The following is a 16023-nucleotide window of genomic DNA, read 5'->3' as shown; positions in this document are numbered from 1 at the left end:
GTTATGGTAATTATTCGAGAAGCTCTCAGAGCAATGCGTATGACGCTGATATTATGGTTGCTAACAGCATTAATTTATCCTTTAGCAATCTTAATTATCGGTCAAGGTTTATTTCCGTTTCAAGCTAATGGCAGCATCGTGTTAAATATAGATGATAAGCCCATTGGCTCAACTTTAATTGGTCAGATATTTACAGACGATCGCTATTTTCAAGGTCGTCCCAGCGCCGTCAGATATAGTCAAGGCAGAAAGGCAAAACCCAATGGTATATCCGGCGGTAGTAATCTCGCTCCCAGTAATCCAGAGTTGCTCAACCGCGTAACTGAACAAGCTACTCAATATCAAGAACAAAGTATTCAACCAAGTGAAGATTTAATTTATACCTCTGGTTCAGGTATAGATCCACATATTTCCCTCAAAGCCGCCAGAGAACAACTACCAAGAGTAGCTAATGCCCGTGGTATCAAAGAAGATGACATCATACCTTTACTAAATAAGTTTACTGATGGCAGATTTTTATGGATTTTCGGCGAACCAGGAATTAATATTCTCCGCTTGAATTATGCTCTTGATTTGCAAGATATTAATCGCAAGTTAAATCAATGAAAAATTGTACTTCTTTACAAAAGGCTTGAGCTTCATATTTCAACACAGTAAGCAGGGTTTTCAGTCTGAGTTACAGTTGTAATAATGTAATTATGTCAGGATTTACGCACCAAAATTGTCTATGAAGATTGGGTGTAAGGGTATATGGCGTAAGGGTTTTAGATACATACACCCCTACACCCTTACACCCTTACACCCTTATCTTTGCAAACTGCGAGGATCAAGGGCATCTCTTAAACCATCACCAAGTAAGTTAAATGCTAATACTGTCAAAATAATCAACACGGCTGGCGGCCAAATTAACCAAGGTTGAAGTACCAAAATTGAAGCATTGCTGGCGAGGGAAAGCATATTTCCCCAAGAAGGATCAGGCTGTTGAATACCTAAACCAATTAAACTTAAAACTGCTTCAGAACCTATAAAACTCGGAACGGCTAAAGTTGCGGAAATAATTATATAAGTAGCAGTTTGCGGCAGAACATGACGCACAATAATGTAAAGAGGATTACCACCCATTGCCCGTGCAGCCTGGACAAATTCTCGTTCTTTAATCGAAAGTACTTGTCCGCGAACTACCCTTGCTAAACCAGCCCAACTAATTACAGATGTAATAATCACAATTAATAAAAAGCGTTGGGTACTACTTAACCCTGGTGGTAAAACTGCGCCTAATGTCACCAATAGATAAATACTGGGAAAAGTCATTAATACTTCTGCAAAGCGCATAATGACGCTATCTAGCCAGCCACCAAAATAGCCCGAAATTCCCCCCAACAACAAACCGAGGGGGAAGGTAAAAATTACGCCAATAATGCCGATAAATAAACTAATGCGACCACCATGTAGCAAGCGGCTGAATTGGTCGCGTCCTTGGTCATCAGTGCCGAAAATATTTAATTTAGCGTTATTATCTGCACCAAATAAATGCCAAGTTAAGGGGATACCGGGAAAAATTGTGACTTCATCCCATTTGGGGGGTAGGGGTAAACTTAACTGCAACAGGCGGTATTCTGGCCCAGAGACAAATAAACGCAGAGGAGATGGCTTTGTTGAGTCTACAATTAACTGGCGATCGCCTGTCTTAATATCAGTGTTACCTTGAGTCGTCGGGTAAACATGGGGGCCGATAAATTTACCAGAGGTTTGGGAAACCCAATAAATTTTTGTTGGTGGTAGCAGTGAACCATTTGGTTGTGATACATAAGGGTCATAAGGAGCAACAAAATCAGCCGCAATCACCGCTACATAGAAAATTAACAGCAAAATTGCCCCAAACCGCGCCAAAGGGTTTTTCTTGAGTCTTTGCCACCAATTCATAATTTATTAGTCCTTTGTCATTGGTCATTTGTTGTTTTAGTTTACTATTGACACTATTGTTCGACGCAATATTTGTTCTTGCTCGACAGTTGGATAGCCTACCTGGTAAGAAAGCAAATAGCATATTGCAGTACCAAAATGTGTAAATTTTTACCTCATTTCAACGACAACATCTGTATCTGCGTGGATACTTAATTTAAGGTAGACAGTTGTCGGAATGCCATCAACAGTGCCATAAAGATAAGGTAAAGGATTTATCCTGGTATCCTTTGCGTTAATTATGGTTCCCTTGCTTCCAGGATAAACAAACCATACTCATGACTGAACTTACACTGCGCCTACAACAAGGAGAAACAGAAACAACGATAACAGTGAATCAAAATGAATTCACCATTGGTCGTTTACCAGAATGTGACCTTTACTTACCGTTTGGTGGTATCTCCCGAAAACACGCGCTGTTACGAAAAAAAGCAAATGGTACATGGGCTATTGAAGATTTAGGTAGTAAAAATGGTACGCAAGTCAATCAAAGCTTTGTAACTGCCACACGAGATTTACAAAATGGCGATATTATTTGGTTAGGAAATGTCAGCTTAGTAGTAAAGTTGGTTAATCCAATCATCCCAATCAAGCCTCCACCACCAATTGCTGATCATAACGAACAAAGAACCATATTACGCAACGTCAAACAATTACAACAGCAATGGATAGCGGCCGAAAGTCAGGATGATGATATTACTACTAAAAACAAAAGCATTGCCCGCCTCAAAGACTTAGTAGATATTGCCAAAAATCTCTGTGCAGCAGCATCAATAGAAGAAATTTTTTCCCAAGTCCAACAAGTAGTGTTTCGTTATCTCGAAAGTATTGACCGCTTGGCTTTATTAATTGATGTGAATGGGTGCAATCATCTAGAATTAGTCAATGCTGGGACGAGACATGCTGCGGAAAAAAAATATTTAGCAGCTGATGGTAGTTGGATTAGTCGGAGTATTTGTCAAAAAGTATTTGAAGAAAAAGTCGCAATTCAAACTGCTGATACACACAAAGATGAAAGATTTGCCGGCGAACATAGTATTTTAGTCAAAGGTATTCGCAGTGCAATGGCTGTACCTTTGTGGGATGAAAATAAAGTGGTTGGTGTTCTTTATGCTGATGCCCATCTTTCTTCTTATCATTGGGAAAGCGATGGCGCAGAAGAACTCAGCTTTTTTTCGGCTTTGGCAAATTTGGTGGCTTCGAGTGTGCAGCGTTGGCTATTAGTAGAAAAACTCAAAACCGAAGAAGTAATTCGTCACCGCTTAGAACGTTATCATTCTCCCGCCGTTGTCCAGCAGTTAATTTCTGTGGGTGGTTTACCAGATGGACGTTTACCGACAACAGAAAGTGAAATTAGTATTGTCTTTGCAGATTTAGTTGGGTTTACAGCACTTTCAGAAAGATTAACACCAAAAGCGATCGCCCAACTATTAAATAATTTATTTGAAGAAATGCTGCAAGAAGTATTCGCCTACGGTGGCACTTTAGATAAATATATTGGCGATTGTATCATGGCATTTTTTGGCGCTCCCGAACCACTGCTAGACCATGCAGACCGCGCCACCGCCGCCGCCAAAGGAATGCTAACTCGTTTGCAAAGATTGAACGCCAAAGGTTTTTGGGAAGAACCTCTACAATTACGCATTGCAATTAACAGTGGTAAAGCCGTTGTCGGAGATGTTGGCAGTTCCCAAAGAGTAGATTACACCGCCCTAGGCGCTACCATTAACTTAGCCGCCCGAATGGAAGCTGTTTGTCCCCCTGGTGAATGTGTAATTAGTGAAGCCACCTATCAAATGTTGACAGATGCTTCAGATTTTAAAGAAATGGGCGACCATCGGTTTAAAGGTATTGATAGATTAGTCAAGGTTTATCAAACAAAAATGAGTTAAGTCACATCTTGCATCCAGCGACTGAAGTAACCGGATAATTGAAATGTGCTAGGGTGTGAGAAATGATTCCAGAATTTAACTCAAGTAGATAATTCCTCATGCCCCAAATGATTGACATTAAATAAAACAATGGCGATATCGTGACTGACATCGCCATTGTTTTGAATTTGGATTTTGATCACTGTAATGCGCTTATTGGTTTTTGTGAGAGACTTTGTGTGGAATGTCTCTACAAATTTCATTAACGAAATGAAAGCACATCTTCTGTAACTAAACTAGCTCTGCGAAAATAAGAAGCAGAATTTAAAGCCATTGCTTTGCAGTGTTCTGCACATTTACGGCAAATTGCAGCGCAGAATCTCATTGTAGGGTCTTCACTCATTTGTTCACAAGTTATTGCTGTGCGATCGCACATTTCCGCACACAAGCTACAAGCATTACCCATAAACTCGGAACCGTCGTTAATCATATTGACGCACATCATACACATTTCTGCACAGTCCCGCATCATCGACATCATGGTCATGTCTATGTATTGACCGCCCCGATTTTTGCAGTATTTGAGAGTATCAATACAAGTAGTGTGACATTCAATGCAGCTTTCTTTGGTAGCTTCTACGGTTGTAATTATAGATTCAGTCATCATAAGAGCAACTTCCTAAAATCTTAAATGCTGTGAGATAGTTCTTAATTAGTACGGTAAATGTTTATTTTTGGGATTTCAATAGGTTGCCAAATTCCCAGAACTCGAAGATCACTAAATCTATGAACTTGCTGTAAATTTAGCTGTTAAGTGAGATGTGTGCATCACCGAATCAGCCAAAATCCTGATGAATTAAGGCTGGAAAATATTTCACTTTTTTATCAAGTCTGAATTATGAGAACCGATTTCCCACTCCAATGCGGGACATTTACGGTTGCTGTGTCTGTATATAAGTAGCAAAATCTCAGACTTTAGTTACCTGAGACCAGAGGAATTTTTTCCAATTTCTCTCACTACAATCTTTATTTATCAATGGTTTTAGGCATTGTAAGCAATGAGAGTATGTTTCTATGAAATATGCCATGAGTATATATACTCTAACTCGTTAAAAGTCAATATTTCCTGACTTTATTGCAAAATATTGCGGATATGAGGCTCGACAGACAGGGTAGACAAGGAAGACAAGGGGACAAGGGAGAGAGATGTTTATAAATCATTTAGGATTCCTACAGCAGTTCTAAATATAATTTAGAGACAGCTTATTTTGGGTAAATGAGGTACAAACATAAAACCCAACGTTATGTAGAGACGTTATATGTAACGTCTCTACAGTATTTCATGAATATGCAAACGGCTATAATTACTACTAATATCTAATATCCATCTATAGGACTGATATTTGATTTGGGGAAAAAATCAGTACATTCAGATCAGGCTTCTTTCCTACTCCCAACTCCCCATTCCCTATTCCCTACCTACACAAATAAATTCAGAAATCAAACCGGATTCCTATATGACATTACTTAATGCTCGTAATTTATCTTTAGAAGAAGTTCATCGGCTGTTTGGCTTTCAAAAACAGTATAATGACTCATTTTCTAACTTATTATCTTTAGAACCCATAAGCGAAGAAGAACAGCAAGAATTAAAGCAAATTCAAAATGATTTTGATAGATATCTTACTTCAGGCAAAGTTTCAGAAGGACAGGTAAAATTTCTAGCAGTCGCACCTTTACTGAGGTTGGCTGGCTTTTATCGCTATCCAATTGAAATCCTGTTAGAAGAAAACATTGCTGATATTGAGATAGAAGATGAAGACAAAATAATTAAAGGTAGATTTGATATTTTGGCGATTAGTAAAGCTAAACAGACAAAACCTCAAGCATATTTCTGGCTGCTATTAGTTGAATCTAAAAATAGTCAAGTTGATATATTTACTGGATTACCTCAATTACTAACGTACGCATATAAAAGTTTAGACAATCAGAAATCAGCGTGGGGTTTAACGACTAATGGTAGGAGTTATCAATTTGTCTATATAGAACAAGGAAACCCACCGGTTTATCAACTGCTACCGTTGTTAAATTTTATGGAATCTATGCGGGCAATAGAACTATTACAGGTTCTGAAAGCAATTTGTCAGTTATAAAGTTACTGATATTCAGCCAAAGCTTTTGGATACGCTGAAAGTGCGATCGCTTTAAAATATTATGTAAAAACCTTTATTCAAAGCTAAAGCCTCTGTCAGCATTTTTTGTAGGATTACTATATATAGCGTTTCTCATTCTAGTGAAGTACAAGCAAGAATAATTAACCGCAGATGGACGAAGATGGACGCAGATAAATTTGTACCTCAGCAGACTAGGAAAAGCTATATAGTATTCAAATATAAAAACTGACTTCACTCTTATTGATTTTAATATTTTTAATTTCCTCGATTATATTCACTAAATTTGACTTTTCTGTACCAGTTAAACAGTGACTAAAAATTTGTAGCAATAACCTAGATTGAATAATGGGATATTCTATAATATTTTGCCTAGCTTTAGGTATTTCTTTATTATGTCTAGCTATAATCGAGCTTTGTTCTATCAGGCTACCATTTTTGAAAATAAAATCAATATATTTAACATCATTAATACATCCATAACGATTAAATGGCCAAGGAAAAACTACTCTTCTTTCTATAATCTTGTTTTCTGTAATTTCATAATATTCTGGTCGTTTCAATGACTTTCTATTAGGTGAATGACCTTTATTGCGAAGACAATTTAAATCATTAGCAGTTAAATGTAATTCAAAGGTTCTGTTATGATTGCAAGCCTCTATAAAGTCACTAATGCGGATTTTAACAGATGAATATTCTTCTGGTGTAGAGGAATAAACAGGGAAATTAACTAATTCTTCAGGTAGTTGAGATTGATGCAGAGCCTTATTTAGTTTATTTACAGTTGTGAAATATAAATAAGCTATATACACGATGAGAATTAGTAAAATCCCCAACAATATTAAGGAGAAATAAGCTAAATAATTTGGCATTTTATGAGTATTTTTCGGTTTATTTCAGTTCTGCTAATAACTCTGCTGTTTGCGATCGCTCTACCAAGCTATTTGCACATAAAATACCAGAAGCGGCAACTGCTGGCACACCAATTCCGGGCATAGTGCTATCACCAACACGATATAAACCAGAAATTGGCGTGTGTGTACTAGGAAACATCCCCTTACCCGCAGCGATCGCCGGGCCATAGGTTCCCTGATATCTTCGTAAATAATGGGTATGAGTTAATGGTGTCCCGATCAGTTCTAACACTACACGTTCTCGAATATCGGGGATAATTCGCTCTAAGGCGCGATATAAAGTTTGGGCTTTCTCTTGTTTCTTGGCTTCATAACTATCATTCCGTTCCCAACCAGCAAAGGGTTCTAGGGTGTAAGCATGAACTACATGATGTCCTTCTGGTGCGAGGGTTGCATCCCACACACTAGGAATAGAAATCATGCAAGTATTACCAGGGGTGGTGATATCTTGATCAGAGTCGTGAACTACAACGTGATGTCCTGTTAAATTTTCTAAGCCATCGCCACGAATACCCAAATGTAAATGAATGAAACTATCAACGGCGGGTGTATTCAAGGCAGTTTGACGGTAAGCTGTGGGTAAATCTTCAGGACGCAATAGTTGATTGTAAGTATCCCAAATTGTGGCGTTGGAAATAACAATCGGTGCTGACAGAATTTCGCCATTTTTTAGCCGCACACCTACAGCTTTCCCCGACTCAATCAAAATTTGCTCAACGTGACAGCCTAAGCGTAACTTACCACCCCAGCGTTCTAACCCACGCACTAAAGCATTGACAATTGCGGCGCTTCCTCCAACTGGGTACTCTACACCACGCCCCCGTTCACCCAACATAAAAGCGACTTCTGGGGCAATTGTGCCATGTGCCTTTAAACCAGAAAGTAGAAAACATTCTACATCGATGAGTCTGCGTACCCAAGGGTCTTTGACAGTGGCATCCATGACAGTGCCGGCTGAAGACTGTACCAAAGGCAAGTACGGTAACATTTTACCCAGCGATCGCACATAATTCAGTAACACAAAAATTACCTGCCAATCAGCCCGTAAAGCCAAAGTCGGTATATCTTTCATCCCCTCATACAAACCTAACAAGCGGGTGACAAAATTCTGCAACTCTGCTGCACCTTGGGGTGTAATTGTTTGTAACTCCTGATGCAATCTTTGAAAATTGCTGTAAATTGCAATACTCGCTTCAGGAAAATGGTAGTGTCCTAAAGGATCATAAGGTATAACTTGAAGGGATTCCCCTAGAACATCCAGAATTTGTTTTACCGGGTTCAAACTATGGGTTCCTGAGAGTCCACAATAAAAAGAGGGGCCAGAATCAAATTCAAATCCTCGTCGTTTAAAGCTATGGGCTGCACCACCGGCAATTGTATGGCTTTCACAGACAATTACCCGCTTGCCATACCGCGCAAGCAACGCCGCAGCACATAACCCACCAATACCGCTACCGATGACTATGACATCATTTTTAGAGTGCTGAGTACTGAGTGCTGAGTGCTGAGTTAAGAGTGATGAGTTCATCTTCCTATTGACCCTTGACTAATGACTAATGACTGAACCACTAATTGAACTGAAAGGCGTGTCTAAGTCCTTTGGTAACAATAAGGTTTTAGATAATGTGGACTTGACAATTTACCGAGGCGAAGCACTGGGAATTATCGGCCCCTCCGGGACTGGGAAATCAACCATTTTGCGAGTGATAGCCGGACTAACTAACCCGGATGAGGGGGAAATTTATGTCCAAGGAGTCCGGCGCGAAGGGTTGATAGAAGATGGTGCTGACCCCATTGGTATTGGGATGGTATTTCAGCAAGCAGCGTTATTTGATTCTTTGAATGTAGATGAGAATGTCGGATTTTTACTGTATCAAAATTCCAAGTTACCGCGATCGCAAATTCAAGAACTAGTCAAAGAAAAATTAGACATGGTAGGTTTACCGGGAATAGGTCATCTCTACCCTTCGGAACTTTCTGGTGGGATGCGGAAACGAGTCAGTTTTGCCCGTGCAATTATGTCCAACCCCGAAAACCCCAAAGAAGGGCCAGAAGTTTTACTTTACGATGAACCCACAGCCGGACTAGACCCCATTGCTTCAACAGTCATTGAAGACTTGATTCGTGATTTACAAAGTATGCACGGAGTTTGCAGTACTTATGCCATTGTTACCCACCAAGATAGTACGATTCGCCGGACAGCTGATAGACTAGTGTTTCTCTACCAAGGTAGAGTGCAGTGGCAGGGTAAAGTGAGTGAGATGGATAGCACCGACCACCCATTAATTAGACAATTTATGAGTGGGAGTGTGCAAGGGCCGATACAAGTTGTTGGTTAGGTGGTTGGAGGAACAAATGCGAGAATTTATCACAAACCGTTTCACATCTAGACGAACGCTAAGAGAAGGTTCAGTCGGGTTATTGCTCTTGCTGGGGCTGGGTTCCTTTGGGGCGATCGTTCTGTGGTTGAATGGAGTGAGTGCAGGACGTAGCTCGTATAAGTTCATTGTCGAATTTGCCAACGCTGGCGGAATGCAAAAAGGCGCATCCGTCCGTTATCGTGGCGTGAAAGTCGGCAAAATTTCCGACATCCGCCCCAAACCAAACGCAATTGATGTAGAAATAGAAATTGTTCCCGCAGACTTGATTATTCCCAGTGATGTTAAAGTTGATGCTAACCAAAGTGGCTTGATTAGTGAAAGTATTGTCGATATTACACCCAGAACATCACTAGCTGCTAATGTCAAAGCCAAACCTTTAGAGAAAGGCTGTGACCAAAGTTTGATTATTTGTAATGGTTCTCGCTTAAAAGGTCAAATTGGTATTAGTGTTGATGACCTGATTCGCAGTAGCACAGAGTTAGCTACTTTGTACAACGATCCAAAATTTTATCAAAGAGTTAACCGACTTTTAGAAAGTTCCGCCGCCGCCGCCACCAGTGTCGCCGCCCTCAGTCAAGATGCTAGAGGTTTAACAAAAGGCTTTCAAGGACAGCTAAATACATTTAGTGCAACCGCCAATTCTGTACAACGCGCCACAAATGAACTCACTGCATCTACCACTAAAACAGCTAATCAATTAAGCGTAACTGCTAGTCAGTTTGGTGCAACCGCCAAAGAATTTGCTTCAACCGCTACGACAGCCAATCGTTTGCTAACTAACTTGAATGATTTGGTCACTACTAATCGTTCATCCTTAGTCGGTGCTTTGAATAATATTACCGAAACTAGCAATCAATTACGCGCTACAGTCGCTATTTTATCACCATCATTAAATCGCCTAACCCAAGGCGAAGTAATCAAAAATTTAGAAACACTGTCAGCTAATGCCGCCCAAGCTTCTGCTAATTTACGAGATGCCACAAAAACTTTAAATGACCCCAAGAATGTCTTATTACTACAACAAACATTAGATTCAGCCAGAGTCACTTTTGAAAATACCCAAAAAATCACCTCTGATTTAGATGAATTAACAGGTGATCCCAAATTTAGAGATAATCTCCGGCAATTAGTTAATGGTTTGAGTGGTTTAGTTTCTTCTACACAAGAAATGCAGCAACAAATTCAGTTTGCCACAACTTTAGATGCGATGAAACTAGCAGCAATTAAACAAAATATAGTATTTCCCACAGCAGTGGCATCTGAACCATCAACCTTAATTAATTCGACAAATCCTGTTATCAAAACTTTAGAAAAAGAACCTCAAACTACCACTTTAGAAACGCTGAATACCTCCCAAGAAAAGTTATTACAGCAGCTACGAGAACATAGTAAACAACAAGAACCAAAATAGGAAGTTAAGGTAGATCAGGACTTACGCAAAAATTCTCGAAAGGCTTAATTTATCGTAGACGCGAAGCGGCTTCCCGCAGGGTACCGCCAAGTCGCCGAGAACGCCAAGAAATCGTAGAGTCTGCGTAAGTCCTATAGATATAGCAGAAGGCAGTGGTTCGACTACGCTCACCAAACGGATGTAACTTCGCTCAACCCTTTTTTAGTAAGGCTACTGAGCATTGAGCGACTTGCCTTGAGCGTAGTCGTTCGCGTTAGCGTCTCCGCAGGAGAAAGGAGTCGAAATGCGTCTTATAAATAAATAATTGTGTCTACCTACTTACAACGTCTCTACAGCAACTTGATTAAATCTAGAAATTGTCAACCTCTCCACTGCTATACATCTCAAGATATAGAAGCAATATAATTTTTTGATTTAAATCTATTCTCAAGATAGTAGATATACTTGCGGCAACATTCTAATCTAGTTCTCGAAGCTATGAAACAACATACTTTTCTTTAAATTCGAGGGCATAAATTATGGCTAATGAAAAATTTAAAAAAGCAGTAGATTCATCCGAAAGAGCAGAAGTAGATACTTATGATAGAGGCATTATACCTGCTGAAACTGCTGCTCGGAAAGAAAGAGAAGGAGATTTATATAAAACATTACCCACAGAAGAAAGAGAAGCAGCAGCCTCTACTGATGACCAAACCGACGCAGAAAGTATCCACACTACAGACGGTTACACAGTAGATAAAGAAGGTTTATTAAATAACTACGCAGTTGAACCAGAAATGTATTACGAAGTTCCTGGTGATGCACGTCAAGAAGCCGCCGAAGATAGCACACAACGAATGAACGAACTTCAAGAAGTCAATGAAGATAAAGCAGGCGAATTAACAGAAAAAGGTGACAAACGCGGTAGAGGTCAAGGAATAATTTAAGTAAGTGGACATAATTATCTTAGAAGACGCATTTCGACTGACGCTACGCGAACGCTCAATGCTCAGTACGTAGGATGTATTAGCGACAGCGTAACGCATCTACGCAAAGTTTTCGGTGCGTTACGCCTTACTCTAAATCCTTGGCTCTCTTCGCGGTTTGTTTCTTAAGATTCTGTGCATCTTCATACAGAATTAGTATCACTTGCCAACTGTTTGATAAAACTCCATCAATAACCTCTCTTAAACTTTTTAAGAGAGGTTTTATTTCACAGCACTTTCAACTCAGCACTCAGCACTTTTATTAAGTACTGCTTTTCCTAAAGATTGACAAATCACATCATTTTGTGGTGTGTGAATACGACTGCACAAAACATCACGATAATGTCTTTCTAAAGGATTCTTCTTCATTAATCCAGGATTACCGATAAGTTCTAAACCAATTTCTACTGCACGAATTGAGTTGGTGGTGCTGAGATATTTTACAGCTTGTGCGTGTAATTCTACATTAGGTTCAAACTCGCCTTTGTCAACTGCTTGGGCTAAGTTGTAAATTAGTTGGCGGTTAGCATACAGCAGTGCTTCGATTTCACCGACAGCTATTTGAAAGCGTGACAAACTAGCAAGTGGTGTTCCCAAATTTGACGGAGTGCGATCGCCCAGGTATTCTATTAACCAGTCTCGCCCAGCTGTGGCAACTCCTAAATACAAAGCACTCAATGTCAAGCTATTCCACACGGCTGTCATCGGTTCTGGTGGTGATTTAATAGAAACAGGACGAATATCTAAAGCATATTCATCGGGAATTAGGACATTTTCTAAGATTAAATCATGACTCCCAGTTGCTCTCATTCCCAAATGATCCCAAGTTTCGACAATTCGCAACCCAGGTAAATCACAAGGAACTAAAAAATTACCAACTTGGGGTTCATCTTCATCTGTTTTTGCCCAAACCACAAAGTAGCTGAGAATTGGACTACCTGTGGTGTATTGTTTATGTCCAGTTAACAGCCAGCCTTGTGGTGTTTTTTGGGCGGTTGTTGCTGGTAAACCGCCTCTGGCTGGTGTACCTAACTCTGGTTCTACACGGGCGGCGTTGATGAGGGCGGAGTTGGCGATCGCTTCCCGACAAACTTTCTTGTATACTTCAGGATGCCAGGAACGACTACGATTAGCTTTAGCATGTTGTAAATAGTGCATATTCAACACTAAAGCCGTAGAAGCATCACCACTGGCTATCCCCTCAATAACTTGACAAATACTAGCCAGCCCTAAATCCTGTCCACCCAAATCACAGGGAATAGTTAAACCCAACAGTCTTGCTTGATGCAGCGCCGTAAAATTTTCAAAAGGAAATGAACCATCTTTATCATGCACTGCGGCGCGAGTCGCAAAATCTTGTGATAGGGTTTTAACTTGATCAAAAAGTGACAAAGAAGTTTCTAAGCCTTGATTTACAAAGGTTTCTAATACTACTTGCTTCATTTTAATGCCAGCCCAAAATGGACTTAAAATTACAGATATTAGTCAATAAATCGCAAATAACAAAGTTGATATTTCTGAACTCAGCATATCTGAGTGAGGAGCAAAAACAAGAATTGGATAGACGCTTAGAACTACATTGACAAAACCCAAACCGGGGTTCCAGTTGGGAACAGGTTAAACAGCGACTGGGTTTTTTAGGACTTACGCATAAAAACGAAAAATCAAGGGTTTTGGCGAGGGTGCAAGGGTACAGGGTATAGGGGTGTATATATCTAAAACCCTTAAGCCACACACCCTTACACCCTTACACCCAATCTTCATAGACAATCTTTGTGCGTAAGTCCTGTTTTTCTCAAAAATATATCAGTTAATAGTTGCAATTTATGACAAATATCTGAGAAAATGAGAAAAATATGAAAAACTCCTAGTAACAAAAATACTGCCTGTGAAACTTGACACTGCGCCTGTGGTTATTTCTGCGAAAGACCTGCCAGAATTAAAAGAAAACGCTAAATCTCAACTGGATGCTGCAAATATTGAGCCTCTGCAATCTGTAATTACGGAAAGTCCCAAAAAGCGAGAATCGACATTTGTTGTTTTCAGCACAACATTCATTACGATATTTCTCGCAGAAATTGGTGATAAAACCCAGCTATCAACCTTATTAATGAGTGCAGAATCTCACGCGCCTTGGGTAGTGTTTCTGGGGTCTGCGGCTGCATTAATCAGCACAAGTTTACTAGGTGTGCTTTTAGGAAGTTGGATATCTAGCCGCCTCAGTCCCAAAACTGTAGAAAAATCCGCCGGAGTCATGTTGCTGTTAATTTCCGTCATGCTGTTTTGGGATGTATTGCAAGGTTAATTTATATCCCTATTCCCCACTCACCATTCCCTACTCCCCTTAACATTATGGATTGGCATCTTTTAGGACTAAGCTTTATTACAGTTTTTTTATCAGAATTAGGTGACAAAAGCCAGTTAGCGGCGATCGCACTTTCTAGCCGTGGTCAATCTCAAAAGGCGATATTTTTTGGCACAGCAGGCGCGTTATTATTGACTAGCCTTTTAGGCGCATTGGCTGGCGGTGCAGTTGCAGAGTTATTACCTACACGGATATTAAAAGCGATCGCGGCTGTAGGTTTTGCAATTCTGGCTGCAAGGTTATTATTTTTTAACAATGAAGAATCACCCGAATCGGAATAAACACCTTGAAGAAGCAGTCAGAATCAATTTAATAAATTTTGACTAAAAAATGAGAACCCCAGTTTTTCTAAAAAGCTGGGGTTTTTTTACCTTCAATTTTCACCGACGGATTAGTTTTTCAATTCAAAGACAATATTTGTAGCACTTTTGAAGTTAGTGAGGTACACCATGAGTAATAAGTAGTGAGTAATAAGTAAATTTCTGACTCATTACTTTTTTCAATCAGTTGCTGTAACTCATAAACATCGAATCTGCTGTAGGTGAGTTTCCTGTTATCGACTCCCAATTCCCTATTATTCAGCCTGCATCCGCCAGCATTGACCTAACAATATTCCGCCAGTCAACAGCTTCACTGCATCCAATACCCAGTAACCACCATGTAATAAATCCATTGCTGCGGGAATTGTGGATGTTTCAAACAAATTGAGATGAACACCAGCCGCGCACATATTGGGAGTTAAAAAATAAGTTTCTAGAAGAGATACTGTGAGTAAAATAACCGCAAACACAATAGTGTTAGGATGCCAGTTATGTTGAGTTTTACTCAAAGCCAATACACCAGTTAAAATGATCGCCGCCGATAACAACTCTATGCGATTAAAATTCCAAAAAATTGCGTAGCCTGCTGTAGTAAAACCAGCTTCATTCATCATGCCAGAAAAATAAAGGGTAGGCATTATTACCCAATCTAAAATCAGACTAGCACTTAACCAAAAACCCAAGGTCAACATAATGGCGGGTTGCCAAATTGACCGCTTGAATGCAAATGTAGAAAGTGTATTCATAATACGAAATAATTACTGTGCTTTTACTCTTAGTTTCTAACTTTAAGAGTAACTTTGACAACAAATATCAATTAAATTTTGCAAAATAGTATTAACTAAGACCAGAAATAAGTAACAAAGATGTAATAAAAATATTTATGCTTGTGCTTGTTTAATGCTGAAGATGATGGCAATAATACAGGCACGACGCACTCAACTTACAATATAAATTAAGTAACCATCCCAAAAATTTATGCGTCCTAAAGTATTATTGGGTGCAGCGATCGCCAGCATAACCTTAATCAAGGGCTATCTCCTGCCAAGTTACGCCATTCAATTACAAGATGGCACAGTGTATTTTGCACAACCACCCCGGTTAGTTAATACCGTCACTACTTATAACGAGATTTACGCCTGGGGTGCGACATATTACTTTACAATCAGTTTGCCAGAAAATGCGGGTGAACCACTACAAAGCCTAGCGATTAATCAGCACGAAGGTGTAGACAATATTACTTTTGATTTAAACGACAGTGTGGCTTTTGAAGGTAAACCTTCTGGTAAGGGACAAAAGGTAGCATTACAAACTGTAACAGGCGATCGCAAAACCAGGACAATCACCTTGACATTTGACCCGCCAGTGTCTCCCGGTAAAACCATTACCATTGGTTTAAAACCTTGGCAAAATCCCCGCAGTAGTGGTGTTTATCTGTTTGGAGTTACGGCTTTTCCTACAGGTGAAAAATCTCACGGACAATTTTTAGGTTATGGCAGATTACACTTTTACAATAGCGGTGACTCAGTTTGGCGGCCTGGTTTCTGGCGGTGAACTACCTACACTGACCTTGCGGAGAGCGTGTAGGCTTCCTGCCCAACAGAAAACGCAGTAGTGGATTTCTTTCGTCCTCCCTTACTTCGACTTACATCTGGGCGACAGG

At 39.8% G+C, this 16023-nt stretch carries 15 protein-coding genes; 9 read left to right on the top strand and 6 right to left on the bottom strand.

Annotated elements, in window-relative coordinates; all coding sequences use genetic code 11:
• The first annotated feature begins 3 nt into the window (after positions 1–3).
• Positions 4–606, top strand: a complete 603-nt coding sequence (kdpC, locus tag H6G77_RS13505) for a K(+)-transporting ATPase subunit C (RefSeq protein WP_190871827.1) — start codon at positions 4–6, stop codon at positions 604–606.
• A gap of 198 nt (positions 607–804) precedes the next feature.
• Here the strand turns inward: kdpC and H6G77_RS13500 are convergent, their stop codons facing one another.
• Positions 805–1923, bottom strand: a complete 1119-nt coding sequence (locus tag H6G77_RS13500; protein WP_190591875.1) for an ABC transporter permease — start codon at positions 1921–1923, stop codon at positions 805–807.
• Positions 1924–2240: 317 nt separating this feature from the next.
• Here H6G77_RS13500 and H6G77_RS13495 point away from each other — a divergent pair, with 317 nt between their 5' ends.
• Positions 2241–3854, top strand: a complete 1614-nt coding sequence (locus H6G77_RS13495; protein ID WP_190591874.1) for an adenylate/guanylate cyclase domain-containing protein — start codon at positions 2241–2243, stop codon at positions 3852–3854.
• Between the two features lie 241 nt (positions 3855–4095).
• On the opposite strand, the gene H6G77_RS13490 is transcribed toward H6G77_RS13495, so the two are convergent.
• Positions 4096–4500 carry a four-helix bundle copper-binding protein gene (locus H6G77_RS13490; RefSeq protein ID WP_190591873.1) on the bottom strand — a complete coding sequence of 135 codons (405 nt, stop codon included), beginning with the start codon at positions 4498–4500 and terminating at the stop codon, positions 4096–4098.
• An 850-nt stretch (positions 4501–5350) separates the two neighbouring features.
• On the opposite strand from H6G77_RS13490, the gene H6G77_RS13485 reads away from it, so the two are divergent.
• Positions 5351–5986 carry a restriction endonuclease subunit R gene (locus H6G77_RS13485; RefSeq protein WP_190871826.1) on the top strand — a complete coding sequence of 212 codons (636 nt, stop codon included), beginning with the start codon at positions 5351–5353 and terminating at the stop codon, positions 5984–5986.
• A 233-nt stretch (positions 5987–6219) separates the two neighbouring features.
• Here H6G77_RS13485 and H6G77_RS13480 read toward each other — a convergent pair whose 3' ends face one another.
• Positions 6220–6816 (bottom strand): hypothetical protein, encoded by a 597-nt coding sequence (locus tag H6G77_RS13480; RefSeq protein ID WP_190670099.1) that lies wholly within the window; start codon positions 6814–6816, stop codon positions 6220–6222.
• Positions 6817–6895: 79 nt separating this feature from the next.
• Complete coding sequence (locus H6G77_RS13475; RefSeq protein ID WP_190871825.1) at positions 6896–8446, bottom strand: NAD(P)/FAD-dependent oxidoreductase; 1551 nt, start codon at positions 8444–8446, stop codon at positions 6896–6898.
• A 28-nt stretch (positions 8447–8474) separates the two neighbouring features.
• Here H6G77_RS13475 and H6G77_RS13470 point away from each other — a divergent pair, with 28 nt between their 5' ends.
• From H6G77_RS13470 to H6G77_RS13460, 3 genes are all read left to right on the top strand, one after another.
• Positions 8475–9257, top strand: a complete 783-nt coding sequence (locus tag H6G77_RS13470; RefSeq protein ID WP_190591870.1) for an ABC transporter ATP-binding protein — start codon at positions 8475–8477, stop codon at positions 9255–9257.
• Between the two features lie 16 nt (positions 9258–9273).
• The gene (locus tag H6G77_RS13465; protein ID WP_190670103.1) at positions 9274–10710 is read left to right on the top strand and encodes an MlaD family protein; all 1437 of its coding nucleotides are present in this window, start codon (positions 9274–9276) and stop codon (positions 10708–10710) included.
• A gap of 518 nt (positions 10711–11228) precedes the next feature.
• Positions 11229–11636, top strand: a complete 408-nt coding sequence (locus H6G77_RS13460) for a hypothetical protein (RefSeq protein ID WP_190591868.1) — start codon at positions 11229–11231, stop codon at positions 11634–11636.
• A gap of 282 nt (positions 11637–11918) precedes the next feature.
• Here H6G77_RS13460 and H6G77_RS13455 read toward each other — a convergent pair whose 3' ends face one another.
• Positions 11919–13118, bottom strand: a complete 1200-nt coding sequence (locus H6G77_RS13455) for an acyl-CoA dehydrogenase family protein (protein ID WP_190871824.1) — start codon at positions 13116–13118, stop codon at positions 11919–11921.
• 445 nt (positions 13119–13563) lie between these two features.
• Here H6G77_RS13455 and H6G77_RS13450 point away from each other — a divergent pair, with 445 nt between their 5' ends.
• On the top strand, positions 13564–13980 hold the full coding sequence (locus H6G77_RS13450; RefSeq protein WP_190871823.1) for a TMEM165/GDT1 family protein: 417 nt from the start codon (positions 13564–13566) through the stop codon (positions 13978–13980).
• Between the two features lie 47 nt (positions 13981–14027).
• Positions 14028–14321, top strand: a complete 294-nt coding sequence (locus H6G77_RS13445) for a TMEM165/GDT1 family protein (protein ID WP_190591865.1) — start codon at positions 14028–14030, stop codon at positions 14319–14321.
• Positions 14322–14614: 293 nt separating this feature from the next.
• On the opposite strand, the gene H6G77_RS13440 is transcribed toward H6G77_RS13445, so the two are convergent.
• Positions 14615–15106, bottom strand: coding sequence for a DUF4149 domain-containing protein (locus H6G77_RS13440; RefSeq protein ID WP_190591864.1), 492 nt, complete (start codon positions 15104–15106; stop codon positions 14615–14617).
• 232 nt (positions 15107–15338) lie between these two features.
• Between H6G77_RS13440 and H6G77_RS13435 the strand changes: the two genes are divergently transcribed.
• Complete coding sequence (locus H6G77_RS13435; protein ID WP_190871822.1) at positions 15339–15914, top strand: DUF2808 domain-containing protein; 576 nt, start codon at positions 15339–15341, stop codon at positions 15912–15914.
• Positions 15915–16023: the final 109 nt, after the last annotated feature.

It is taken from the genome of Aulosira sp. FACHB-615 (assembly GCF_014698045.1).
Taxonomy (GTDB): Bacteria; Cyanobacteriota; Cyanobacteriia; order Cyanobacteriales; family Nostocaceae; genus Nostoc_B.
This window is presented reverse-complemented; position numbering and strand designations above follow the sequence as displayed.

Excerpts from the sequence above, each read along its gene's own strand:
- H6G77_RS13460 (WP_190591868.1), top strand. The coding sequence starts at position 11,229 with ATGGCTAATGAAAAATTTAAAAAAGCAGTAGATTCATCCGAAAGAGCA.
- H6G77_RS13470 (WP_190591870.1), top strand. The coding sequence starts at position 8,475 with ATGACTGAACCACTAATTGAACTGAAAGGCGTGTCTAAGTCCTTTGGT.
- kdpC (WP_190871827.1), top strand. The coding sequence starts at position 4 with ATGGTAATTATTCGAGAAGCTCTCAGAGCAATGCGTATGACGCTGATA.
- H6G77_RS13475 (WP_190871825.1), bottom strand. The coding sequence starts at position 8,446 with ATGAACTCATCACTCTTAACTCAGCACTCAGCACTCAGTACTCAGCAC.
- H6G77_RS13435 (WP_190871822.1), top strand. The coding sequence starts at position 15,339 with ATGCGTCCTAAAGTATTATTGGGTGCAGCGATCGCCAGCATAACCTTA.
- H6G77_RS13485 (WP_190871826.1), top strand. The coding sequence starts at position 5,351 with ATGACATTACTTAATGCTCGTAATTTATCTTTAGAAGAAGTTCATCGG.
- H6G77_RS13440 (WP_190591864.1), bottom strand. The coding sequence starts at position 15,106 with ATGAATACACTTTCTACATTTGCATTCAAGCGGTCAATTTGGCAACCC.
- H6G77_RS13490 (WP_190591873.1), bottom strand. The coding sequence starts at position 4,500 with ATGATGACTGAATCTATAATTACAACCGTAGAAGCTACCAAAGAAAGC.
- H6G77_RS13495 (WP_190591874.1), top strand. The coding sequence starts at position 2,241 with ATGACTGAACTTACACTGCGCCTACAACAAGGAGAAACAGAAACAACG.
- H6G77_RS13465 (WP_190670103.1), top strand. The coding sequence starts at position 9,274 with ATGCGAGAATTTATCACAAACCGTTTCACATCTAGACGAACGCTAAGA.
- H6G77_RS13455 (WP_190871824.1), bottom strand. The coding sequence starts at position 13,118 with ATGAAGCAAGTAGTATTAGAAACCTTTGTAAATCAAGGCTTAGAAACT.
- H6G77_RS13500 (WP_190591875.1), bottom strand. The coding sequence starts at position 1,923 with ATGAATTGGTGGCAAAGACTCAAGAAAAACCCTTTGGCGCGGTTTGGG.
- H6G77_RS13445 (WP_190591865.1), top strand. The coding sequence starts at position 14,028 with ATGGATTGGCATCTTTTAGGACTAAGCTTTATTACAGTTTTTTTATCA.